Source organism: Roseovarius sp. THAF9, from assembly GCF_009363715.1.
Taxonomy (GTDB): Bacteria; Pseudomonadota; Alphaproteobacteria; order Rhodobacterales; family Rhodobacteraceae; genus Roseovarius.
Genome location: NZ_CP045404.1, coordinates 2968440 through 2991461 on the forward strand (window position 1 = coordinate 2968440; position 23022 = coordinate 2991461).

Sequence of the window (23022 nt, forward strand, 5' to 3'; positions counted from 1 at the left end):
CCCGAACACCGACGCGATACCGACGCGGGTTTCGCCGCTCCGGTCCGATTAACCCTTTGATTCGGAGAGCTGATCCAACACCCGCTGCGCCGCCACGCTGGGCACCGTGCGCCCCGCCGCCACGTCCTCGGCGCCCTCTTCCATCAGCGCCCGCGCCTCGGGTGTGTCCAGTTGCGCCATCAGGCCCCGCTTCACTTCCTCGCCGAACCAGTACCGCGCCTGCGCCTCGCGCCGTGCATCGAAATGCCCGTTCTCACGGCGCCAGTCGACCAGCGCAGTCATCTCGTCCCAAGCCGCTTTCAGCCCCTCGTCCTGCAAGGCCGACACCATCATCGCCTTGGGAAACCCCTCCGGGTCCTGCGGCCGTTTGCGCAGCAACCGCAACGCCCCGGAATAGTCGCTGCAGGTCCGCGTCGCCGCCGACTTCAGCTCGCCATCGGCCTTGTTTACAAGGATCAGATCGGCAATCTCCATGATCCCGCGCTTCACCCCTTGCAACTCGTCGCCGCCCGCCGGGGCCAGCAGCAGCAGGAACAGATCGCACATCTCCGACACCACCGTCTCGGACTGCCCCACGCCCACCGTCTCGATCAGCACCACGTCAAAGCCTGCCGCCTCGCACAGCGTCACCGCCTCGCGCGTGCGCCGCGCCACGCCACCCAGATGCGTCTGGCTGGGCGACGGGCGGATGAACGCGCCGGGCTCGCGGCTCAGCCGCTCCATCCGCGTCTTGTCGCCCAGGATCGACCCGCCCGACCGCGCCGAACTCGGGTCCACCGCTAGCACCGCCACGCGCAGCCCCATGCCGGTCAGCATCATGCCAAACGCCTCGATAAACGTGCTTTTTCCCACTCCGGGCGTGCCCGACAGACCAATGCGGATCGCCTGCTTGCCATGCCCCGCGACCCGGTCCAGCAGGGCCTGCGCTGCCTCGCGATGATCGGCACGCCCGCTTTCCACCAGCGTGATCGCACGCGCCAGCGCCCGGCGTTCCCGCGCCACCAACTGTTCGGCAAGCTTTTCAGTATCGGTCATCGCGAGTCGTCTCCTCCGGTCCGGATCGCCGCATTGCGATCCCTGTCAGGGCCTTCCGCCTTGTGCCCCAGCCGGGCCGGAAATGTCCAGCAACCGCGGCAGGCCTCGGCACCGCCGGGCCGGTTTACGAATTCCTAACCACTTGTGAACCACACTCCCCCACGGACCCACTGCAGATGCCGGGATGAAATCCGGGCTGACTGTGCTACGCTAAGCCTTGCGCCATGCCCTTTCACGGATGCAATGCAAGAGGCCCGCACGTGACAGTTAAGACCCGGTTAACCAATATCGCCCTCGCGGCGCTTCTTACCGCGCTCGGCACGACCACCGCGCTCGCGGACAGCAGCCAGGCCCGCTACGACGTACGCCTGATCGGCGCCAAGGTCGGCGAAATGGCCATGGCCAGCAACGAAACGGCCAGCGCCTACAGCACCCGCGCCCGCTTCGCCACCACGGGTGCTGTGTCCGCTCTCAAGCGGGCCAGCTTCGACCTCTCCGCCAAGGGCCGCAAGTCCGGCAATCGCCTTGTCCCCACCCGCTATTCCGAGGTGACGTCCGAGGGCCGCCGTTCGACCAACCTCAAGATCGCCTTTTCCGGCGGCGTCGCCACCCGCGTCACCGGCGACACCGGCAGCAGCGCACCCGCCGTCAATCCACGCTCCCTGCCCGGCGCCTACGACCCGTTGACGGCGCTCTATGCCGCCCTGCGCGATCAGGCCCCGAGCGAGCTTTGTTCTTTGAATTCAGATGTTTACGACGGCCACCGCCACGCCCGCCTCAGCCTCACCAGCCGCAAGGCACTGGGTGGCGGTCGCATCCAATGCTCGGGCCAGTACCGACGCATCGCCGGCTATTCCGAGCGCGAGCTACGCCACAGCACGGCGCCCGTGTCGATCATCTATGTCCCGAAGGGGAACGCCATGCGCGCCGACACCGTGATCGTGCGCACCCGCTATGGCAAAGTGTCGATGCATCGCCGATAAGGCGGTCATGACCCGGCAGAAACTTCCCATAGACGACGCCATCCCGGCGCTTCTGACCGCGCTGCGTGACACCGGGCGCGCTGTGCTGCAAGCGCCCCCCGGCGCGGGCAAGACCACCGTCGTCCCCCTTGAAATGCTGGCCGCAAACCTCACCACCGGCTGCATCGTCATGCTGGAGCCCCGCCGCCTCGCCGCCCGCGCCGCGGCCGAGCGCATGGCGGCGACCTTGGGCGAAAAGGCAGGCGAAACAGTGGGCTACCGAGTCCGCGGCGACGCCAAAGTCTCCGAGGCGACCCGCATCGAGGTCGTCACCGAAGGCATCCTCACCCGCCGCATCCAATCCGACCCCGAACTCACCGGCATCGGCGCGGTGATCTTCGACGAGTTCCACGAACGCTCCCTCAACGCCGATCTGGGCCTTGCCCTCTGCCTCGAAGTTGCCGGCGCCCTGCGCGACGACCTGCTGCTCTTGGCCATGTCCGCAACGCTCGACGCCGCCCCGGTGGCCGAGCTGATGCAGGCCCCCATAGTCACCTCCGAAGGCCGCAGCTTCCCGGTCGAGACCCGCCATCTCGACGCGCCAACGCTCAAGAAAACAAGGTGGGACGCGGCCCTCGCCGACCTTGTGACGAAAGCCGTCTCCGAGACCACTGGCGGCGTTCTCGTTTTCCTCCCCGGCGAAGGCGAGATCCGCCGGACCGACGCACTCCTGAAAGACCGCCTTCCGCCCGACTGTCACATCCGCCCCCTCTTCGGTGCGATGGACTTCGCCGCCCAACGCGCCGCCATCGCTCCCGCAATCGAAGGCCGCAAGGTGGTCCTCGCGACCTCCATCGCCGAAACCTCGCTGACCATCGAGGATATCCGCGTGGTGGTCGACGGCGGCAAGTCCCGCCGCGCCCGGTTCGACCCCGGCTCCGGCATGTCGCGGCTGGTGACCGAGCCCGTCACCCGCGCCGAGGCCACGCAACGCGCAGGCCGCGCGGGGCGCGTCGCGGAAGGCACCTGCTACCGCCTGTGGACCAAGGGAGAGGAAGGCGCTCTGCCCGCCTATCCCCCTGCCGAAATCGAGGCGACCGACCTTTCGGGCCTCGCCCTCGAACTGGCGCTCTGGGGCGCCACCCCGGACGACCTGCCCTTCCTCACCCCGCCTAATCCCGGCAGCTATGCCGAGGCGCAGGCGCTGCTGCACATGCTGGGTGCTCTGGACGCGACCCACCGCATTACCGAGCATGGCAAGGCATTGGCCAAGCTTCCCCTGCATCCCCGCCTTGCCCATATGCTGGGCACCGCCGGGCCCGACGCGGCCCTGCTCGCTGCATTGCTGGCCGGCCGCGACCCCCTGCCGCGCGGCGCCCCAGTAGACCTCACCCTGCGCATGGCCGCCCTGCGAGACCTCAAGGGCCGCCACCCGCATCCCGCCAACCACGGCGCGGTGATGCGCATCCGTGCGGAAGCCAAGCGCTTGGCCGCACAGGCAAAATCGACACCGAAAGGCTGGATGAGCGACGCCGAATGCGCGGCCCTCGCCTACCCTGACCGCATCGGTCTGCGCCGCAAGGGCGACGCCCCCCGCTTCGTTCTGTCGGGCGGCAAGGGCGCGCTTTTGCCCGACGAAGACCCCCTCGCCGGTCAACGCCTGCTGGTCGCCACCGACCTCGACGGCAACCCGCGCGAGGCCCGCATCCGGCAGGCCATCGCGCTTTCCGAGTCCGAACTTCGCGCGCTTTTTGCAGACCAGATCGCTTGGCAGGATGTCTGCCAATGGGACCGACGCGAGCGCCGTGTGTTGGCCCGCAAACAGGAACGCTTCGGCGCGCTGGTTCTGGACGACCGCATGTGGAAGGACGCCCCCGACGACGCCGTAGCCCTTGCCATGCTGGACGGTATCCGCGACCTCGGCCTCAAATGGTCCGACCCCGCCCGCCGCTTCGCCGCCCGCGTCGCCCTCTTGCGCGAGGCGGGCGAGGACCTGCCCGATATGTCCGACGCCGCCCTTCTGGACGAGCTTGAGACTTGGCTCTTGCCCTATATCACCGGCCTCAAGACCGCCGCTGACTGGAAATCATTCGACATGCTGGACGCCCTGCGCGCCCGGCTCTCCTACGACCAGATGCAGCGCGTCGATGCTGCCGCCCCGGCGCATTTCACCACGCCCCTCGGCCGCCGCATCCCCATCGACTATTCCGGCGACCATCCCGAGATCTCGCTGCGGCTGCAGGAAATGTTCGGCCAGACCACGCACCCCACCGTGGGCCGCACGCCCTTGCGCGTCACGCTCCTGTCGCCCGCAGGCCGCCCGGTGCAGACCACGCTCGACATTCCCGGCTTCTGGGACAGTTCCTATGCAGACGTGCGAAAGGATATGCGCGGGCATTATCCCAAGCACCCCTGGCCCGAAAACCCGCGCGAGGCCGACCCGACCCTGCGCGCCAAACGCCGCAACTCCTGACTAATTCAGGAAAATTAAACGCAAAGTTTGATTTTCGGCGCAAGAAACGTATATACTTTTTTGAAAAGACGTAAGACGCGAGCAGAACCATGACAACCTCGATGAAGAGGGCTTGGACGGAATACGTCCAGCCGATCCTACGCCGCCCGCCTGAACTGCAGGTCGCGGCTCTGTGCTACCGCGAAATCGCGTCGGGCGAGAAACAGGTCCTGCTCGTCACCAGTCGCGGCACCGGCCGCTGGATCGTGCCCAAAGGATGGCCGATGGACGGCAAGAAAGCCGCCGAAGCCGCGCTTCAGGAAGCGTGGGAAGAGGCCGGCGTTGCCGATTGCGCCGCGATCGAGGGCCATGTCGGCAGCTACGCCTACGACAAGCATCTCGATGATGGCTACGATGCCCCGGTCGAGGTCGAGGTGTTCAAGGTCCGCGTCAAGCAACTGGCCGACATCTACCCCGAACATGACGAACGCACGCGCCGCTGGGTCAGCCCCGCCGATGCGGCTGAAATGGTACAGGAACCGGGTCTGAAGGCCATTCTGCTGGAAATGTAACGGTTTTATGACAGTGCGGCATTGAACCGCCGCGCCAGACCGGCTAGCGCTCTGCCCCGAACCGGACCGGGAGGGGACCGTTGGCCGACAACCCGCAGAACAACCAGTGGAAGACGCTCGACAAGGATCTCGGGCGGATCTCCCAGATCGAATACGCGACGGCTTACGTCTCGCGGCCCCTGGTCTCGCTCGGCATCGCCTTGGCCTTCATGGTCATCGCGGGGCTTGGCGCGGCGCTCTTTTTCGGGGCCTTTCCCAGCAATACGGTGGTCATCGTCGCAGCCATCTTCGGTGCCTACATGGCGCTCAATATCGGCGCCAACGACGTGGCGAACAACATGGGCCCCGCCGTGGGGGCCAACGCCCTCACCATGGGCGGCGCCATCGTCATCGCGGCCATTTGCGAAAGCGCGGGGGCCCTGCTGGCGGGCGGCGACGTGGTGTCGACCATTTCCAAGGGCATCATCGACCCTAGCGGCATGCAGAACACCCAGACCTTCATCTGGGCGATGATGGCCGCCCTCATCTCCGCCGCGCTCTGGGTCAACCTCGCCACCAAGGTCGGTGCGCCCGTGTCAACCACGCATTCGGTCGTGGGCGGCGTCATGGGCGCCGGCATCGCCGCCGCGGGGCTAGCCACGGTGAACTGGCCCACCATGGGCGCCATCGCCGCCAGCTGGGTGATCTCGCCCGTGCTGGGCGGGGTCATCGCCGCGGCTTTCCTGGCTCTGATCAAGACCCGGATCGTCTACCGCGACGACAAGATCGCCGCCGCCCGCCGCTGGGTGCCGATCCTCGTGGGGCTGATGGCCGGCACCTTCGCCACCTACCTTGCCATGAAGGGCCTCAAACGCATCGTCAAGATCGACATCGGCACTGCCCTCGTGATCGGCGCGGCGGCCGGGGCGGCGATCTATGCCCTGACCATCCCCTTGATCCGGCGCCAGTCGGAGGGTTTGGAAAACCGCCGCCGCTCGCTCAAGGCGCTCTTCGGCCTGCCGCTCATCATTTCAGCGGCGCTACTGTCCTTCGCTCACGGCGCGAATGACGTCGCCAACGCCGTGGGCCCCCTCGCGGCCATCGTCTACGCCTCCGAGGCCGGCGGCTTTGCCGGCGAGGTGGCGATCCCGCTCTGGGTCATGATCATCGGCGCCTTCGGCATTTCCTTCGGCCTGTTCCTCTTTGGCCCCAAGCTCATCCGCATGGTCGGCAGCCAGATCACCAAGCTCGATCCGATGCGCGCCTATTGCGTCGCCCTGTCGGCGGCCGTCACCGTCATCGTCGCCAGCTGGCTGGGCCTGCCGGTCAGTTCCACGCATATCGCGGTGGGCGGCGTCTTCGGCGTCGGCTTTTTCCGCGAATGGTACATGGAACGCCGCCTTCAGAAAGGCCTGACAACCGGCGGCACGGGCAAGCGCCTCGCCCCCGAGGAACGCCGCCGCCGCAAGCTGGTGCGCCGCAGCCACTTCATGACCATCGTCGCCGCTTGGGTCATCACCGTGCCCGCCGCCGCGGTGATGTCAGCGGTCATCTTCTTCGTGCTCAACAGCCTGACAGGCTGACCCTCAGGCCCGCCGCCCGCGCCGGTCCTTCAGCGCCTCGTGCGCTTCGACCGTACCATCGTGGAAGGTCCCGAACCACTTGTCCCACGGAACCTCCAGGTTGCCGTAATTCACCTCGAAATAGCGGTGATGCATCTGGTGATGGAACGTCCCCAGCGCCAGTGACTTGCGGTCCTTCACCAGCAGGCTTTCGTACCCGGTATGCGAGGTCGCCGCCGTCAGTGCCTGATGCTGCATATGGAACAGGATATGCAGCGGATGCGCCGGCACCACCAGGTGGATCAGGATCGAGCTGAAGAAGATCACGTGCTCGACGGGGTGCATCGACAGGCCCGACCACGGCCCCACATTGACGTTTCGATGATGCAAGCTGTGTGCGATCCGGTACAGCGGCCCCCAGTGCAGTGCCCGATGCACCCAGTAGAAATGAAACGATATCCACACCGGCGTCAGCAGAAACAGCAGCACGAACGACACCGGGCTGTCGGCCCATGCCAAGGCTGGCATCCATCCGTTGCCCATCGCCCAGAACATCCCCACCTCGTAGGCCGTCCAGAACCCGACACCGCTGGTCAGCGTCCAGAACATGTTGTCCCGCACCTGCCCGCCCAAGCTGAATTGCCGCCCCTTGCGCATCAGGTCGCGCGGGTCGAACTTCAACCGCACGCCTTGCCCGCGTCGCATGTAGAAGAACCAGTGCAATCCTCCCGCGACCAGCGTCATCAGCACCATGTTCCGCAGCCAGATCCCGGCGATCCAGTCCAGGCTCAGCGTCTTCGTTGCCTCCAGCGAGGGCTGGAAAAACGCCCAGACGACCAGCGCGATGCCGACAAGCATCAGGTTCTCCGCCACCGCAAACCACCGCGCCGCGATCCATGACACCATCCGCCGCGGCTCCGGCGGCCAGCTGAAGAAAGGCGACACGGCAATCGGCACTTCCGGCACGTGGTGCCACCCGGGAAGGGTTTCGCGCCCTCCTCCGCCGGTGCTCATGCCTCGTCCCACCACGGCCCGTGAAACTTGCCGTCCCGGCCCAGTCGCTCGAACCCGTGATACCCGAAGAAATCCCGCTGCGCCTGGATGATGTTCGCGGTGCCATAGCCCTGCCGCATGCTGTCATACCATTGCAGCGCCGCCGACAGCGCCGGGATCGCGTGGCCATGCGCCACGGCCTCCGCTACGACCTTGCGCAACGCCGGCACGGTCCGCTTCAGGATCTCCGCGAAACGCGGCGACAGGAACAACTGCCCGTGCGGCAGATCCTCGCGGAACGCCTCCGAGATATCGTCCAGCAGCACCGATCTGATTATGCAGCCCGCCCGCCAGACCTCGGCAATCCGCGCATGGTCGAGCGCCCACTCATACTCTTGCGACGCCGCCTCCAGCACGCGAAACCCCTGCGCATAGCACAGAACCCGCGCCGCCATGAACGCCTCCGCCAGGGTGTCCTCATCCAGGGACAGCAGACCGCGTGCGCCGCCCAGCAGGTCCTGTGCCTTGACGCGCGTGTCCTTCTCAGACGACCACGCGCGCGCGGCCACCGCTGCCTCGATCATGGTCGCGGCCTGCCCCATGCGCACCGCCTCCACCACTGCCCAGCGCCCCGTGCCCTTTTGTCCCGCGGCGTCCTTGATGACATCCACCACCGGATGCCCCGTCGCCGGATCGGTATAGGCCAACAGTTCGCCGGTGATCTCCACCAGGTAGGATTTCAGCGCGCCGTCGTTCCAACTGGAAAACAGCGCCCCGATCTGCGCCGGCGACCAGACACAGCCGTAATGCAGCAGGCCATAGATCTCGGCGATCACCTGCATGTCGGCATATTCGATGCCGTTATGCACAGTCTTGATGAAATGCCCCGCCCCGTCCGGGCCAAGGTGATCGACGCACGGGTCATCCTCGTACCGCGCTGCGATTGCCCGCAGAACATCACGCAACTGATCCCAGCTGTGATCGCTGCCGCCGACCATCATCGACGGCCCGTGCCGCGCGCCCTGCTCGCCACCCGACACGCCCATCCCGACGAAATGCAGACCTTTCTCCGAAAGCGCCTTCGACCGCCGCCGCGTGTCATGGAAATCGGCATTGCCGCCGTCGATGATCGTGTCGCCCTCCGCCAGCAAGGGCGCCACCTCCTCGATCATCGCATCCATGGGCTTGCCGGACGGGATCATGAACAGCATCAATCTCGGCGTCTTCAGCCCGGCCACGAAATCGCGCAAGTTTTCATGCGGATGCAAGCGCGCGGCCAGCGGCCCGGCCTCATCGACAAACGCACCGATCCAGTCGGCTTCGCGGTTGGTCACCGCCACCTCGAACCCTTTCTCGGCCATGTTCAGCGCCAGCGCGCTGCCCATCGTGCCCAGCCCGTAAACCCCGATCTGTGCGATACCGCCTGCCATGTCCGCTCCTATGCTTCCCGGCCAGCGTAGACCGCACCGCGCCGGATGCCAAGAAACCCGACCATGCGGTCCGAGGGGGTTCCTGCGGCGCGCCCTTTTTCTTGGCAGAAATACTCTCGCCGAAGGCCGTCACAGCATTAGCCTAGCCAAGACACCCAGCGCGCACGCGTCACGCCCGCCAAGCATCCGAGGAGGCGCCCGCAGGGCAACGACGAGACAAACCTGCGCGCGTGCAACGCGCTCCTGCAGGTCAGGCTCAGACGCCCAGACACCAGCGCATGATCGCTTTCTGTGCGTGCAGGCGGTTCTCGGCCTCGTCGAATACGACCGAGTGCGGCCCGTCCATCACCGGGCTCGTCACCTCTTCCTCGCGATGCGCGGGCAGGCAATGCATGAACAGCGCGTCGTCCTTGGCGTGCTTCATCAACTCCGCATTCACCTGGTAGGGGCGCAGCATGTTGTGGCGCCGTTCCTTGCTGGACTGGCTGTCATGCATGCTGACCCACGTATCCGTCACCACCAGATCCGCGCCCTCAACGGCCTTGGCCGCGTCGCGCTCGATGGTGATCGTGCTGCCCGCCTTGCGCGCCAGCCCGACGAATTCGTCCTCCGGGTCCAGCTGCGCCGGCCCGGTGAATGTCATGTCGAATCCGAACTGTCCCGCCGCGTGCAGGAAGGATGAACAAACGTTGTTGCCGTCTCCGGCCCAGACCACCTTCTTGCCCTTGATCGGCCCGCGATGTTCTTCATAGGTCATCACGTCGGCCATGATCTGGCAGGGATGCGTGCGGTCGGTCAGCCCGTTGATCACGGGCACGTCGGCATACTCGGCCATCTCCTGCAGCACGCTTTCATCGAAGGTCCGGATCATGATCAGGTCGACATAGCGGCTCATCACCCGCGCGGTGTCGGCAATGGTCTCGCCGTGGCCCAGCTGCATGTCCGCGCCCGACAGCACCATCGTCTCGCCGCCCATCTGGCGCACCCCCACGTCAAAGCTGGTGCGCGTCCGCGTCGACGGCTTCTCGAAGATCAGCGCGACCATCCGGCCCGCAAGCGGCTGCTCGTCATCGGCCGCGCCGCGCGGACGGCCCTCGCGCGCGGTTTTCATGTGCCGCGCGCCTTCGATGATCCCGCGCAACTCGCCCGCATCGGTGGTGTGAATATCCAGAAAATGCTGCATCGTCCCGCTCCTCATGCCTCGGCCAGGGCCGTCTTCACCGCAGTCGCGGCCTTGTCCAGCCGCGCCACCGCGTCGCCGATCTCGTCGTCCGAGATGATCAACGGCGGCAACAGGCGCACCACATTCTCCGCCGCCGGTACCACGGCCACTTCGGCGTCATAGCCCGCGGCCACGACGTCGGTATTGGTCGCCACGCATTCCAGCCCCAGCATCAGGCCCGATCCGCGCACGCCCTTGAAGACCTCGGGATGCGCCGCCACCAGCCCTTCCAGCTTCTGCCGGAACAGGCCCGCCTTGCGGTTCACCTCGGCCAGGAATGCAGGGTCCGACACGATATCCATCACCGCGCACCCCACCGCACAGCCCAGCGGGTTGCCGCCATAGGTCGAGCCATGCGTGCCCGCCGTCATACCGCTGGCCGCATCCTCGGTGGCCAGCACGGCCCCCAGCGGAAAGCCCCCGCCGATGCCCTTCGCGACCATCATGATATCTGGGGTGGCCCCGGACCACTCATGGGCAAAAAGCCTGCCGGTCCGACCCATCCCGCATTGCACCTCGTCGAATATCAGCAGGATGCCCTTCTCGTCGCACAGATCGCGCAGCCCTTTCAGGCACTGGTCCGGCACCGGCTTGATCCCGCCCTCGCCCAGCACCGGCTCCAACAGGATCGCCGCCGTATTTTCGTCGATGGCGGCGTGCAGCGCGTCGTGATCGCCGAACGGCACATGCTTGAATCCCGGCAAGAGCGGCCCGAACCCCTTGGTCATCTTCTCCGACCCGGCGGCGGCAATCCCCGCGCTCGACCGGCCATGAAACGAGCCGTCGAATGCGATGATGTCAGTCCGCTCCGGCTGGCCCTTGTCGTGGAAATACTTGCGGCACATCTTCACCGCCAACTCGCAGGCCTCGGTGCCCGAATTGCAGAAGAAGGCCGTGTCGGCAAAGGTCTCGGCCACCAGCTTGTCGGCCAGCTCCTGCTGCTTGGGAATCTGGTAGAGGTTCGAGGTGTGCCAAAGCGCCCCCGCCTGCTCGGTCAGGGCCGCCACCAGCGCCGGGTGCGCATGGCCCAGCGCGTTCACCGCGATGCCCGCGCCAAGGTCCAGGAAACGTCGACCATCCGCCTCGATCAGCCAGGCGCCCTCGCCTTTGACAAAGCTGAGCGGTGCACGATTATACGTCGGCAGAACGGAGGGGATCATCAGTGGTATCCTCAAACATGGAAGCCCTTTGAGTGCCGTATGGCAGGGCGTTCGTCAATGGTGGAAAGGGTTTGGTGCGCTCCGGCACCGGGGGATCGAACAGGCGAACGGGACGTCAGGCGCAGGTGCGGCGGCGTCGGCTTTGAATATATGTGCGGCGTTCGATCATGGGCGCTGACATAGCCGGTTCCGCGCCCCGCGCAAAGCGTTTTCTTCCGGCGCTTACATGACGCTTGAGTTTCCCCCGTCCGCCTGCCACTGGACAGGCGATGACACCGCCCACCCAGAACCCCGGCGCAGCCGCGCTTTTGACCCTTGCCGCCGCCGCCTTCATCGCCGGTTGTACACTGCTGGCCAAGGCGCTCGGCACCGACGCGCTCGGCCCAGCTCTGCACCCGCTGCAAATCAGCCAGGGCCGGTTCCTCTTCGCGCTCATCGCCATATCGACCTTCGCCGCCGTCACGCGGTTTCGCATTGTGCGCCCGGCGCTGCACCTGCACCTTTTGCGCTCAGGCCTCGGCTGGGGCGGCGTCACGCTGATGTTCGCCGCCGCCGCGTTCATCCCGCTCTCCGACGCCACCGCGATCAGCTTCCTGAACCCGGTATTTGGCATGATGCTCGCCATTCCGATACTGGCCGAGCGTGTCGGCCCCGTCCGCTGGACTGCCGCCGCCATCGCCCTGCTGGGTGCACTGATCCTGACCCGCCCCGGCGGCGGCACGATCGAGCCCGGCGCGCTTTTGGCGCTGGCCGCCGCCGCCTGCCTCGGCGCGGAACTCATCGCGATCAAGTTTCTCTCTGGCCGCGAACGCCCGCTGCAAATCCTGCTGATCAACAACGGTTTCGGCTGCCTCATCGCCAGCGCGGCCGCGTTCTTCGTCTGGACCGCACCCACGCCTGCGCAATGGGCGGCGCTGGCCGGGATCGGCCTCCTGATGGCCACCGCGCAAACCTGCTTCGTCAACGCGCTGGCCCGCGCCGATGCCAGCTTCGTCGCCCCTTTCTTCTATGCCACGCTGGTCTTCGCCGCGCTCTACGATGCCGCCGTGTTCTCGGTTCTGCCCGATGCGATATCCGTTCTCGGCGCGCTGACGGTCCTGTCCGGCGCAGCCCTCCTCGCGTGGCGCGAAGCCCGGCTCAAGGCGCCAACTACTCCACCCGCGCGCCCGCTCTGACCCGGCTTGCCATTGCAGGCCAAATGCCTACGGTCTGCCCCGACGCTGAAAGGAACTCGCCCCATGGCCCATCGCCCCAACCGCCCGCTCTCGCCCGCCACCAAACTGGCGCAGGCCCTGCGCTATCTCGATCCCGCCACCGGCGCGATCGTGCCGCAGATTCAAACCGCCGCCACCTACGCGCGGGATGAAAACTACGAACTGCGGCAAAGCTACATGTACCGCCGCGACAGCAACGTCACCACCGAACAGGCCGAGGCGATCATCGCCGACCTCGAAGGCGCGACGGAAAGCCTGCTCTTTTCGTCGGGCATGGGCGCGGCCACGGCGGTGATCGAACATTTGCCCGCCGACGCGCATGTGGTGGTGCCCGAGGTGATGTATCACGGCGTCCTCGCCCAGTTCAAAACCTACGAGGCTAAGAACCGCCTGCGGGTCAGCTACTATCCCGCCGGCGATCTCGATGCGATGCAGGCCGCAACGCTCAAGGGCAACACCGCGCTGGTCTGGGTCGAGACCCCCAACAACCCCAACTGGGACACGACCGACATCGCCGCCGCCGCCAAGATCGCCCATGCCGCCGGCGCAAAACTGGTCACCGACTGCACCGGCACGCCCCCCTGCGCCACCCGCGCGCTCGATCTCGGCGCGGACATCTCGTTCCACTCTGCCACCAAGTACCTCAACGGCCATTCCGACGTGACCGCAGGCGTGCTTTCGGTCCGTGAAACCGGCGCCTTTTGCGACGAGATCTTCCACGTCCGCATGATCCAGGGCACCGTCCTGCACTCCTTCGACGCCTTTCTGCTGATCCGCGGGATGCGCACGCTGATGCTGCGCTTTGAGCGCGCGACCGAAAACGCCTTGGCCGTGGCGCAACATTTCGAAGGACATCCCGGCATCGACGCCGTCATGTATCCCGGCCTGCCCTCGCATCCCGACCATGAGATCGCCAAGTGCCAGACCGGCGGCCTCTACGGCGGGATGCTCTCGATCCTCGTCAAGGGCACCGAGCAGACCGCCATCGACGTCAGCCGCTATTGCGAGGTTTTCTACCCCGCCACGTCGCTGGGCGGCGTCGAAAGCCTGATCGAACACCGCAAGACCGTCTCGGGCGAAGGCTTCCCCGTCCATCCCCGCCTCCTGCGCTTGTCCATCGGGATCGAGGACGCGGACGACCTCATCGCCGACCTAGAGCAGGCACTGGAACGCGCCGGGGCGGCCACGTCGTAACGTCACCCTTGATCGCTGCCCCCCTTCCCGGGCTAGATGTGACCCGAGGGAAGAGGACATGCCGCTCAGCATCTTGTTACCGATGGTCGTGCTCGGCATCGCAGGGATTGCGGTGCTGCTGCACCTGCTCGGCCTCTCGAAACCCGCGACATTCGAGGATGAGGCCGCCGCCCGCCGCGCCTGGCTGCGCGAATTCCCCGAGGATACGCCGACCCGCGTGATCCTCAGCCACAACCGCCACGCCGCCCTCATCGAAACCGCGAACGGCCCCGGCGTCGTCTGGCCCATGGGTGCCGACACCACCGCGCGGCACCTCGACGGCGCGCGGATCACGCAGACCGACACGGGCCTGCGCATCGACCTGCCGGACTACACCGCGCCGCGCATCACCCTGACACTCGACCCCGACGAGGCCAGCCTCTGGCCCGGCCTGATGGAGGCATCCCGATGACCGATCAACTGACCTATCCCGACGTGGTGAACTTCGCCGTGCCGGTCTTCATCGCGCTCATCCTGATCGAACTCACCTGGATCGTTCTCAAGCGCCGCGGTGGCCGGTACGAGACCTACGACGCGCTGACATCGCTCGTGATGGGCGCCGGCAACGTGGCCTCCGGCATCCTTTTGGGCTTCGTCGCTTACGGGTTCTTCATGGCGCTCTGGGCGATGACGCCACTGGACCTCGGCACGTCGGTCTGGGTGGTGATCCTGTGCTTCGTGCTGGATGACCTGCGCTACTACTGGGTCCACCGTTTCGGCCACCGCATCCGCTGGGTCTGGGCCAGCCACGTCAACCACCACTCGTCGCAGCACTACAACCTCACGACCGCGCTGCGCCAGACATGGACCGGCACCTTCACCTTCATGATGCTGGTCCGCGCGCCGCTTATCCTCTTTGGCTTTCACCCCGCGATGGTGCTCTTATGCGGCGGTCTGAACCTGATCTACCAGTTCTGGATCCACACCGAGGCGATCACCCGCCTGCCCCGCTGGTTCGAGGCGGTGATGAACACGCCCTCGCATCACCGCGTCCACCACGGCCGCAACGCGCGCTATCTCGATGCCAACTATGCCGGTGTCTTCATCATCTGGGACAAGATGTTCGGTACCTTCGTCCCGGAACAGGACAGCGAAAAGGTCGACTACGGCCTCGTGCGCAACCTCGGCACTTTTAATCCGATCCGCGTGGCCTTCCACGAATGGGTCGGCATTTTCAAGGACGTGACTCAACCCGGCATCACCTGGCGCGACCGGCTGAACTATTGCATCCAGCCCCCGGGCTGGAGCCATGACGGCAGCCGCGACACCTCGGAAACGATCAAGCGCAAGCACCTTGCCAAGCATCCCGAGGATGCGAACACGCCGGGCTTCAATACCCTCGGCTGACGCAGGCGCGGGAATTTTCTTGAAAAGAAAATTGCCCGGAATTTTTTCAAAATTCCGCCCCCGCCAAAGTGAATTCCCTTTCGCCCAGCCCCGCGCTAGGCATGACCTCATGCGCCTTTTCCTGCTCACCGCCCTGACGATGGTGGCGTTCGCCGCCAATTCCATCCTTAACCGCCTTGCCCTCGCGGGCGGGCATATCGACGCCGTTTCCTTCGGCGCGATCCGTCTCGTCGCGGGTGCCGCGATGCTGGCCGGGCTCTGCATCGTCCTGCGCGGCGGCCTGCGCCTTGGCGGTCCCGCGCGGGTTTCGGGCGTGCTCTCGCTGCTGGTTTACATGTACGGTTTCTCGCTCGCCTACACCGCCCTCGACGCTGGGCTTGGCGCACTCATCCTCTTCGGTATGGTGCAAATCACCATGTTCGCCGCCGCTCTTCTAACGCGCGAGGCCCTGCCCGCCCTACGCTGGATCGGCGCAGGTCTGGCGCTCGCCGGCCTCGCCTGGCTGATGTGGCCCGGGGCCGGCACGGCCGTCAGCCCGTGGCACGGTGCCCTCATGGCTCTCGCAGGCATCGGCTGGGGCGTCTACTCTCTCGCGGGCCGCAAATCCAAGGACGCGTTGCAGGCCACCGCCGCCAATTTCACCCTTGCCGCGCCCGTCGGCCTGCTGGCCTGGCTCGTCCTGCCCAGCCCGGCCGAAGCCGCGGCACTTTCCGGCTACGGCATCTTCCTCGCGATTCTCGCCGGCGCCGTCACCTCGGGGCTGGGATATGCGCTCTGGTACAGTGTCCTGCCCACGCTCGCCGCCTCCGTCGCCGCCGTGGCCCAGCTCACCGTGCCGATCATCGCGCTTCTGGGGGGCATCCTCCTTTTGGGCGAGTCGCTCACCGTGCAGATCGTGCTCTCCTCTGCCCTCGTTCTGGGCGGTGTTGCGCTTTCCATGCCGCGCCGCCGCAATTCCTGACGCAGGGGGCTGTATCTGGACGAGCGGAAGGCTTATCTCCCTATCCATGAAAGCCGCGATCACCGCCCTTGCCCTTCTGCTCCCTGCCCCGGCCCTGGCCGACTGCGTGGTGCTGCTGCACGGCCTGGCGCGGACCGAAACCTCCTTCATCGTGATGGAGGAAGTGTTGCAAAACGAAGGCTTCACCACCTTCCGCCCCGATTATCCCTCGACCGAACTTGATATTGCCGAACTGGCCGAGGAAACCCTGCCTTTCGCCGCCCGCGTCTGCGGCGAGGACAAGATCCATTTCGTCACCCATTCCATGGGCGGAATCCTTCTGCGCCACTGGCTGCGCGACAACCGCCCCGACGACATGGGCCGCGTCGTCATGCTTGGCCCGCCCAACCACGGCTCGGAACTGGTCGATCAACTCGGCGGGCTGGAGCTGTTCGAGTGGATCAACGGCCCCGCCGGAATGCAGCTCGAAACCGGCAAGGACGGCTTTGCCAACAGCCTTCCGCCGATTGATTTCGAGCTTGGCGTCATCGCCGGCACCCGCTCGCTCAACCCCTATTATTCCACGCTGATCGAGGGCGCCGATGACGGCAAGGTCTCGGTCGAGTCCACCAAGGTCGAGGGCATGGCCGACCATATCGAACTGCCCGTCAGCCACACCTTCATGATGAACAACCCTTACGTCATCGCACAGGTACTTGCCTTCCTGAAGGATGGCGCCTTCGACCACGACATGAATATCACCGACATGTTCATGGGCCTCACGGAATGAGCCTGTCACTGTGCCTGACCGGGGCCGAGGTGCTGACGCCCTCGGGCCTCGCAGACACGCCGCTCTGCCTGTCGGACGGTGTCATCATTGACGAGGCGCCAGCGCGCGAGGTTGACCTCTCGGGCTATCTCATCCTGCCCGGCCTGGTCGATGCCCATGGCGATGCGTTCGAAAAACACCTCGCCCCCCGGCGCGGCGCCATGAAGGACCTCGACCAGGGCCTGATCGTGGCCGAGGCCGAGCTGGCCGCGAACGGCATCACCACCGCCACGCTGGCGCAATTCTACAGCTGGGAAGGCGGGATGCGCGGGCCGGACTTCGCGCGGCGCGTGCTGGAAAGCCTCGACGACATACGCCCCCGCGTCGGCACCGACCTGCGCGTGCAGCTGCGCTTCGAGATCTCGATGCTGGACGACTACGCCACGATAGCGGATTGGATCACCCGCTACGCCATCCCCTATCTGGTATTCAACGACCACCTGCCGCATGACCTGCTGGCCAAGGGCAAGACACCGCCGGGCCATGTGGGCAAATCCCTCAGGATCGGAAAGAACCCCGACAGGCACCTCGAAGACATTCACGCACTGCACGCCGGAATGGAGGCCGTGCCTGCCGCGCTCGACGCGCTTTGCACGCAGCTTGCGGACATGCCCGTGCGCCTAGGCAGCCATGACGACAGCACCGCCGCCCAGCGCGCCGCATGGACCGCGCGCGGCGTCCACATCGCCGAGTTTCCGGAAACCGCCGAGGCTGCAGAGGCCGCCCGTGCCAGCGGCGCGCCAATCGTTCTGGGGGCCCCCAACGTGGTGCGCGGCGGCTCGCACAAGGGCAATGCCAGCGCGCTCGACCTGATCGCGATGGGGCTGTGCGATGCACTCGCCTCGGATTACCACTACCCGTCCATGCGCCGCGCCGCGTTCCTGCTGGCAGATGGCGGCCTGATGGACTTCGCCGCCACCTGGGGGATGATCTCGTCGGGTCCGGCACAGCTTCTGGGTCTGTCCGATCGCGGCACGCTCACTCCCGGCCAGCGCGCCGACCTCGTCATTCTCGACGCGACCACGCGCGATATCTGCGCCACGCTCTCGGGCGGGCAGGTGACCTACATGAAGGGCAAGGTCGCAGACCGCTTCATCGCAGCCTAGAGCGTTTCGCCTTTAACCTGAGCCATCAGCTAAAGGCGAAACGCGTGCAATCATTGTCTGCTGCGCGACGTCTGGTGATAACCGGTAATCCTGGTTTGTCGCGAAACGCTTTAGGCTGGCCCCGCCGCCGCGAACTGGCGCTGCAAACGGCGAAACACCCCCCAAAGCACCGCGCAAAGCGCCATGATCAGCGCCGCCAGTATCAGTGGGCTTCCCGCCATGTCCGTGGCCGCCCGAACACCGCCAAGCGCCGTCGGCGCCAGCCCCATCAACCCATAGTAAAACGCCCAGTAGACCCCCATGCCCGAGGCGCGGACAGACGGGCGCGTGGCCTCGACCGGCAAGGTCATGATCATCGCCGCCGCCGGGCCGATCACGACGCCGACCAGCATCAGGACCCACATGTTGCCGATCCACCCGCCGCCCATAGCGAAGGCCAGCAACACCGCGAAGGACAGCGCGAAACACCCCAACGCGGCCCCGTCCGGTCGGGGCAGGGAACGCGCCAGAACACCCCCCGCCGCGACCTAAATGACAGCGGCCCAACCGATCACGCTGGCACCCGCGGCCGCCGCCACCACCGTGGCGCCCGTGTCAGACAGCTTGTCGGCGCTCCACGTGATCACGGCAATGAAGGCCACGTTGTACAGCCCCCAAATGACACCCGCCAATCCGATCAGGATCCATTCGGTCCGCATCACCCGGTCTTTCTGCACGCTTGCCGCCCCCGTCGCGGACGCGCCGAAGGGCGATCGCCAGACCAGCGCCAGAAGCACACCTGCCCCCACGCTGACCACAGCCGGCACCATTAGCAAGGTCTCAAGGGGCAGCGACAGGCCGAGATAGGGCAGGATCAACATCGCAAGGGCCAGTCCCGCGGGCCAACTGGACACCAGGATGCCCATGGCAACCGGAAGATCGCTGCGCCCCTGGAACCAGTCACCCGCCATCTTCGTCAGCATCACGTTCAGCGCCACAGCACCCACGCCCGCCACCAGTCGCGCCGCAAGCTGCGCTTCGAATCCGGCCAGCATCGCCCCGGCAAACCCGCCTGCCGCCATCAGCGTCAGGCCCGCCAGCGCTGTGCGGATATCGCCGATGACCTGCCCGGCCCAGCCGCCAAACAGCGCCGCCACGACACCCGGCAAAAGGTAGATGCCCACAAGCGTTCCGATGGCGGCAAAGCCAAGGCTCATCTGGTCGGATATCTGCGGGGCCAGGGCCGCGATGGATTGAAACTGCAACGCCATGGCGACACGCGCCAGCGTCAGTGCCGCAAGAATCGTCCATCGTCTCATGCCGCCTCCGAACCGCCCCGCCGGAGGCGTATGCTCAATCGCGCGTGATGCGGTTCACGTGCCCCATCTTGCGCCCCGGCTTGGCCTCGGCCTTGCCGTACAGATGCAGGCTGGTGCCCGCTTCCCCGGCAATCGCCGGAACGCGGGTAATATCGTCACCGATCAGGTTCTCCATCACCACATCGGCATAGCGCGACCCGTCGCCCAGCGCCCATCCCGCCACCGCCCGGATATGCTGCTCGAACTGGTCCACCGCACAACCCTGCTGCGTCCAGTGGCCCGAGTTGTGCACCCTTGGCGCAATCTCGTTCACGATCAGGCCCTCACGCGTCACGAACAACTCCACCCCAATGACGCCCACGTAATCCAGTTCGTTCAGTATCCGCCCGGCCAGCAGCACTGCATCCGTGCGTTGCGCCGTGCTCAGCGTCGCCGGAACCGTGGTCGTGTGCAAGATCCCGTCCCGATGCACGTTCTCGCCCGGGTCGAAACAGGCCACCTGCCCGTCCACACCCCGGGCCCCGATCACCGACACCTCTTGGCTGAAGTCCACGAACCCTTCCAGAATAGCCGGTGCGCCGTTCATCTCACCCAGCGCCGTTTCGGCCTCGGACGCATCGTTAATCCGCACCTGGCCCTTGCCGTCATAGCCAAAGCGGCGCGTTTTCAGGATCGCCGGTGTGCCCATCTCTTCCAGCGCCGCCTCGAGGCTCGCCAGATCGGTGATGTCGGCGTAAGGCGCGGTGCTCAGCCCCAGCCCGGTCAGGAATTCCTTCTCGGTCAGCCGGTCCTGGCTCACCCGCAGCGCCTCGCGCGCCGGACGGATCGGGCGGGCGGCTTCCAGCACGTCCAGCGCCGACGTCGGGATATTCTCGAACTCGTAGGTCACCACGTCCACCGCGTCCGCAAACTGGCGCAAGGCGTCTTCGTCGTCGTAGGGCTTCTGCAGGTGAAAGTTCGACACGTGGCTGGCCGGGCAATCGCCCCCCGGCTCGAAAATGCAGGTCTTGAACCCCAGCCGGCTGGCGGCGACGGACAACATCCGGCCCAGTTGCCCACCGCCCAGGATCCCGATCACCGCCCCCTGCGGCAAAGGCTCAGTCATCCGATGGCTCCTCCGGGATCGAGGTCGACAGCGCCTCGCGCCACCTGTCCAGCCGCTCCGCCAACGACGCATCTTCATTGGCCAGAATCGCCGCGGCCATCAGGCCCGCATTGGCCGCGCCCGCCGCGCCGATCGCCATGGTGGCCACGGGAAAGCCCTTGGGCATCTGCACGATGGAATAAAGGCTGTCCACACCGCTCAGCGCCTTGGTCTGCACCGGCACGCCGATCACGGGCACGCGCGTCTTGCTGGCCATCATACCCGGCAGATGCGCGGCACCGCCCGCACCCGCGATGATCGCCTTCAGGCCCCGGCCCACCGCGCTTTTGCCATAGTCCCACAAGCGGTCCGGCGTACGATGCGCCGAGACGATCTTCGTCTCGTACGCCACGCCCAGCTCGTCCAGGATCAACGCGGCTTCCTTCATGGTGGCCCAGTCCGACTGACTGCCCATGATGATGCCGATCTGCGGATTGCCCATGTCTCGCTCCCCTTTGCGGAGCGCGAACTATACCGATCAGGGGTGCCTACGCAATGATATCCGGCAGCAGCCGGTCCTCGATCCACTGGATCCGGTCTTTCAGCCGCAATTTTTGCTGTTTGAAGCGTTTCACGGTCAGAAAATCGCTGGTGCCTTTTTCCTCCAGCGCGCGGATCGCCTCGTCAAGATCGCGGTGCTGTCGGCGGAACTCCTCCAACTCCACCCGCAGCACTTCGTCCGACTTCATCGAAAGGTCGTTGAACTTGTTCATTCGGCCCGATTCTCCGAAAAATGCCCCGCGTCGCGACAGAATAGCGCCAAACCCTCTCGCAGCATAGCCCTTGCAGGCCCCACCCCGCGCCCCCATATTCATTCCAAGAGGTCGCCGCGAAAGGGGCCTTCACATACGGACTGTCGCTTGACTGCATAAGGACACGCCCATGACGAAGCACACGATGGGATCGCACCCCTACATGCTCGGCTTCGAGCAACTGGAACGCCTGCTGGAACGCAGCGCCAAGTCGGGAAACGAAGGCTACCCGCCTTTCAACATCGAACAGACCTCCGACAATTCCTACCGGATCACGCTGGCCGTGGCCGGGTTTGCCGAGGGCGATCTTTCGATCACGCTGGAAGACCGCCAATTGGTGATCCGCGGACGCCAGCGGGACGATGCGGATGGCCGCGTCTACCTGCATCGCGGCATCGCCGCCCGCCAGTTCCAGCGCAGCTTCGTGCTGGCCGATGGCGTCGAAGTGGGCGAGGCGATCATGGAAAACGGGCTGTTGCACGTCGACCTGACCCGCGCCGCACCAGAAACGGTGGTTCAGACCATCAAGATAAACAAGGGGTAAACAGTATGGAAACGCAGTACGAATTCGATCACGAGGCCGAGCGTCCCATCGTCTATGTCCGCCAGGTCAACGCCGAGGATCTGCCCGAGGACATGCGCGAACAGGTGGGCGAGCTGGAAACGCTCTACGCCGTGCACAACGAGGAAGGCGAGCGCCTGGCGCTTGTCGCCGACCGCAAGATGGCCTTCGTTCTGGCCCGCCAGAACGACCTCGATCCGGTCGCCGTGCATTAAAAACTGCAATCCCGTTTCGGCCCTTATCCCGGGCCGAAACGCCGGCTGGTCAAACAGCCCCTTCGCTGGCATATGGGTTTTCGACGCTCTCCCGACGCGAAAGGCCAGTACCCCAGTGACCCAGATCATCAATTCCCTCTCCGACATCTCCGGCAATTACGACGCGCTTTTCGTCGATCTGTGGGGCTGTGTGCATAACGGCGTCTCCGCCTACCCGGACGCGGTCGAGGCATTGATGACCTATCGCGCCGAGGGCGGAACGGTGGTGCTGGTCACCAACTCCCCCAAGCCCCGCGCAGGCGTCGAATCCCAACTCGAAAGCTTCGGCGTGCCCGCGTCCTGCTATGACGCCATTGCCACCTCCGGCGACAGCGCCCGCGCCGCGATGTATCGCGGTATGGTGGGCCGCAAGGTGTGGTTCATGGGCGAATGGGCGCGTGACGCCGGCTTTTTCGAGCCGCTGGAGGTCATCGACGATCCCGTCGAGATCGAGCGTGTCGACCTAAAAGACGCCGAGGGCATCGTCTGCTGCGGCCCCAACGACCCTATGGCCGACCTCGACACAAATCGCGCCGATTTCCTGTTCGCCAAGCAGAAGGGCCTGAAACTCCTTTGCGCCAACCCCGACATCATCGTCGACCGCGGCGATGTGCGCGAATGGTGTGCTGGGGCGCTGGCGCGGCTTTACACCGAAATGGGCGGCGAAAGCCTCTATTTCGGCAAACCGCATCCTCCGATCTACGACCTTGCTCGCCGCCGCCTTTCGGCACTGGGCAAGGATATCTCCAGCGACGGCATTCTTGCCATCGGTGACGGCATCGCCACAGACATCCAGGGCGCGACGGGCGAGGATATCGATTCTCTCTTCATCACCGGCGGGCTGGCGGCAGACGAGACCAAAACGTCGCACCAGCCCGATCCGGACGCGCTAAACGCTTACCTGCAAAAGGAAATGTCCTCTCCGACCTACGCCATCGGCAAACTGCGCTAACAAAATAACCCTTGATTTTCTGCG

24 protein-coding genes are annotated in these 23022 nt (G+C 65.7%); 14 read left to right on the plus strand and 10 right to left on the minus strand.

Going from position 1 to position 23022, the window contains the following annotated elements; all coding sequences use genetic code 11:
• Positions 1-48: 48 nt before the first annotated feature.
• A complete protein-coding gene (gene meaB / locus FIU86_RS14635) occupies positions 49-1035 on the minus strand; it encodes a methylmalonyl Co-A mutase-associated GTPase MeaB (protein ID WP_152475754.1) in 987 nt (328 codons plus the stop codon).
• A 260-nt stretch (positions 1036-1295) separates the two neighbouring features.
• Between meaB and FIU86_RS14640 the strand changes: the two genes are divergently transcribed.
• The 4 genes from FIU86_RS14640 (at position 1296) to FIU86_RS14655 (ending at position 6583) form a co-directional block, all read left to right on the plus strand.
• On the plus strand, positions 1296-2018 hold the full coding sequence (locus FIU86_RS14640; protein WP_172977517.1) for a DUF3108 domain-containing protein: 723 nt from the start codon (positions 1296-1298) through the stop codon (positions 2016-2018).
• Between the two features lie 7 nt (positions 2019-2025).
• Positions 2026-4470 (plus strand): ATP-dependent helicase HrpB, encoded by a 2445-nt coding sequence (gene hrpB / locus FIU86_RS14645; RefSeq protein ID WP_152475756.1) that lies wholly within the window; start codon positions 2026-2028, stop codon positions 4468-4470.
• Positions 4471-4559: 89 nt separating this feature from the next.
• On the plus strand, positions 4560-5021 hold the full coding sequence (locus FIU86_RS14650; RefSeq protein ID WP_152475757.1) for an NUDIX hydrolase: 462 nt from the start codon (positions 4560-4562) through the stop codon (positions 5019-5021).
• A gap of 80 nt (positions 5022-5101) precedes the next feature.
• The gene (locus FIU86_RS14655; protein WP_152475758.1) at positions 5102-6583 is read left to right on the plus strand and encodes an inorganic phosphate transporter; all 1482 of its coding nucleotides are present in this window, start codon (positions 5102-5104) and stop codon (positions 6581-6583) included.
• Between the two features lie 3 nt (positions 6584-6586).
• Here the strand turns inward: FIU86_RS14655 and FIU86_RS14660 are convergent, their stop codons facing one another.
• From FIU86_RS14660 to FIU86_RS14675, 4 genes are all read right to left on the minus strand, one after another.
• Positions 6587-7576, minus strand: a complete 990-nt coding sequence (locus tag FIU86_RS14660; RefSeq protein ID WP_152475759.1) for a sterol desaturase family protein — start codon at positions 7574-7576, stop codon at positions 6587-6589.
• Positions 7573-8985 (minus strand): NADP-dependent phosphogluconate dehydrogenase, encoded by a 1413-nt coding sequence (gene gndA / locus FIU86_RS14665; RefSeq protein ID WP_152475760.1) that lies wholly within the window; start codon positions 8983-8985, stop codon positions 7573-7575. The genes FIU86_RS14660 and gndA overlap by 4 nt, the downstream gene beginning before the upstream one ends.
• 256 nt (positions 8986-9241) lie before the next feature.
• Complete coding sequence (gene argF / locus FIU86_RS14670; protein ID WP_152475761.1) at positions 9242-10168, minus strand: ornithine carbamoyltransferase; 927 nt, start codon at positions 10166-10168, stop codon at positions 9242-9244.
• An 11-nt stretch (positions 10169-10179) separates the two neighbouring features.
• The gene (locus FIU86_RS14675; RefSeq protein ID WP_152475762.1) at positions 10180-11367 is read right to left on the minus strand and encodes an aspartate aminotransferase family protein; all 1188 of its coding nucleotides are present in this window, start codon (positions 11365-11367) and stop codon (positions 10180-10182) included.
• 269 nt (positions 11368-11636) lie between these two features.
• Here FIU86_RS14675 and FIU86_RS14680 point away from each other — a divergent pair, with 269 nt between their 5' ends.
• The 7 genes from FIU86_RS14680 (at position 11637) to FIU86_RS14710 (ending at position 18036) form a co-directional block, all read left to right on the plus strand.
• Positions 11637-12542: a DMT family transporter gene (locus tag FIU86_RS14680; protein ID WP_152475763.1), complete on the plus strand. Its 906-nt coding sequence runs from the start codon at positions 11637-11639 to the stop codon at positions 12540-12542.
• 63 nt (positions 12543-12605) lie between these two features.
• Positions 12606-13775, plus strand: a complete 1170-nt coding sequence (locus tag FIU86_RS14685; RefSeq protein ID WP_152475764.1) for a PLP-dependent aspartate aminotransferase family protein — start codon at positions 12606-12608, stop codon at positions 13773-13775.
• 58 nt (positions 13776-13833) lie between these two features.
• Positions 13834-14226 carry a hypothetical protein gene (locus FIU86_RS14690; RefSeq protein WP_152475765.1) on the plus strand — a complete coding sequence of 131 codons (393 nt, stop codon included), beginning with the start codon at positions 13834-13836 and terminating at the stop codon, positions 14224-14226.
• On the plus strand, positions 14223-15161 hold the full coding sequence (locus tag FIU86_RS14695) for a sterol desaturase family protein (protein WP_152475766.1): 939 nt from the start codon (positions 14223-14225) through the stop codon (positions 15159-15161). The genes FIU86_RS14690 and FIU86_RS14695 overlap by 4 nt, the downstream gene beginning before the upstream one ends.
• Before the next feature lie 109 nt (positions 15162-15270).
• A complete protein-coding gene (locus tag FIU86_RS14700; RefSeq protein ID WP_152475767.1) occupies positions 15271-16122 on the plus strand; it encodes a DMT family transporter in 852 nt (283 codons plus the stop codon).
• 46 nt (positions 16123-16168) lie between these two features.
• Positions 16169-16891 (plus strand): alpha/beta fold hydrolase, encoded by a 723-nt coding sequence (locus FIU86_RS14705; RefSeq protein ID WP_152475768.1) that lies wholly within the window; start codon positions 16169-16171, stop codon positions 16889-16891.
• Positions 16888-18036 carry an alpha-D-ribose 1-methylphosphonate 5-triphosphate diphosphatase gene (locus FIU86_RS14710; RefSeq protein WP_152475769.1) on the plus strand — a complete coding sequence of 383 codons (1149 nt, stop codon included), beginning with the start codon at positions 16888-16890 and terminating at the stop codon, positions 18034-18036. Before FIU86_RS14705 ends, FIU86_RS14710 begins: the two co-directional genes overlap by 4 nt.
• 110 nt (positions 18037-18146) lie before the next feature.
• Here FIU86_RS14710 and FIU86_RS14715 read toward each other — a convergent pair whose 3' ends face one another.
• Genes FIU86_RS14715 through FIU86_RS14735 form a run of 5 tightly spaced genes read right to left on the minus strand, consistent with a single transcriptional unit; the run spans position 18147 to position 21191 of the window.
• A complete protein-coding gene (locus tag FIU86_RS14715; RefSeq protein ID WP_152475770.1) occupies positions 18147-18509 on the minus strand; it encodes a hypothetical protein in 363 nt (120 codons plus the stop codon).
• Between the two features lie 54 nt (positions 18510-18563).
• On the minus strand, positions 18564-19334 hold the full coding sequence (locus FIU86_RS14720) for an MFS transporter (protein ID WP_152475771.1): 771 nt from the start codon (positions 19332-19334) through the stop codon (positions 18564-18566).
• 34 nt (positions 19335-19368) lie between these two features.
• Positions 19369-20439 (minus strand): 5-(carboxyamino)imidazole ribonucleotide synthase, encoded by a 1071-nt coding sequence (locus tag FIU86_RS14725; RefSeq protein ID WP_152475772.1) that lies wholly within the window; start codon positions 20437-20439, stop codon positions 19369-19371.
• Positions 20432-20920, minus strand: coding sequence for a 5-(carboxyamino)imidazole ribonucleotide mutase (purE, locus tag FIU86_RS14730; protein ID WP_152475773.1), 489 nt, complete (start codon positions 20918-20920; stop codon positions 20432-20434). Before purE ends, FIU86_RS14725 begins: the two co-directional genes overlap by 8 nt.
• A 46-nt stretch (positions 20921-20966) precedes the next feature.
• Positions 20967-21191 (minus strand): YdcH family protein, encoded by a 225-nt coding sequence (locus FIU86_RS14735; protein ID WP_152475774.1) that lies wholly within the window; start codon positions 21189-21191, stop codon positions 20967-20969.
• A gap of 169 nt (positions 21192-21360) precedes the next feature.
• On the opposite strand from FIU86_RS14735, the gene FIU86_RS14740 reads away from it, so the two are divergent.
• From FIU86_RS14740 to FIU86_RS14750, 3 genes are all read left to right on the plus strand, one after another.
• Complete coding sequence (locus FIU86_RS14740; RefSeq protein WP_152475775.1) at positions 21361-21774, plus strand: Hsp20 family protein; 414 nt, start codon at positions 21361-21363, stop codon at positions 21772-21774.
• Positions 21775-21779: 5 nt separating this feature from the next.
• The gene (locus FIU86_RS14745; RefSeq protein ID WP_152475776.1) at positions 21780-22007 is read left to right on the plus strand and encodes a DUF1150 family protein; all 228 of its coding nucleotides are present in this window, start codon (positions 21780-21782) and stop codon (positions 22005-22007) included.
• Between the two features lie 115 nt (positions 22008-22122).
• The gene (locus FIU86_RS14750) at positions 22123-22998 is read left to right on the plus strand and encodes a TIGR01459 family HAD-type hydrolase (protein WP_152475777.1); all 876 of its coding nucleotides are present in this window, start codon (positions 22123-22125) and stop codon (positions 22996-22998) included.
• Positions 22999-23022 lie beyond the last annotated feature (24 nt).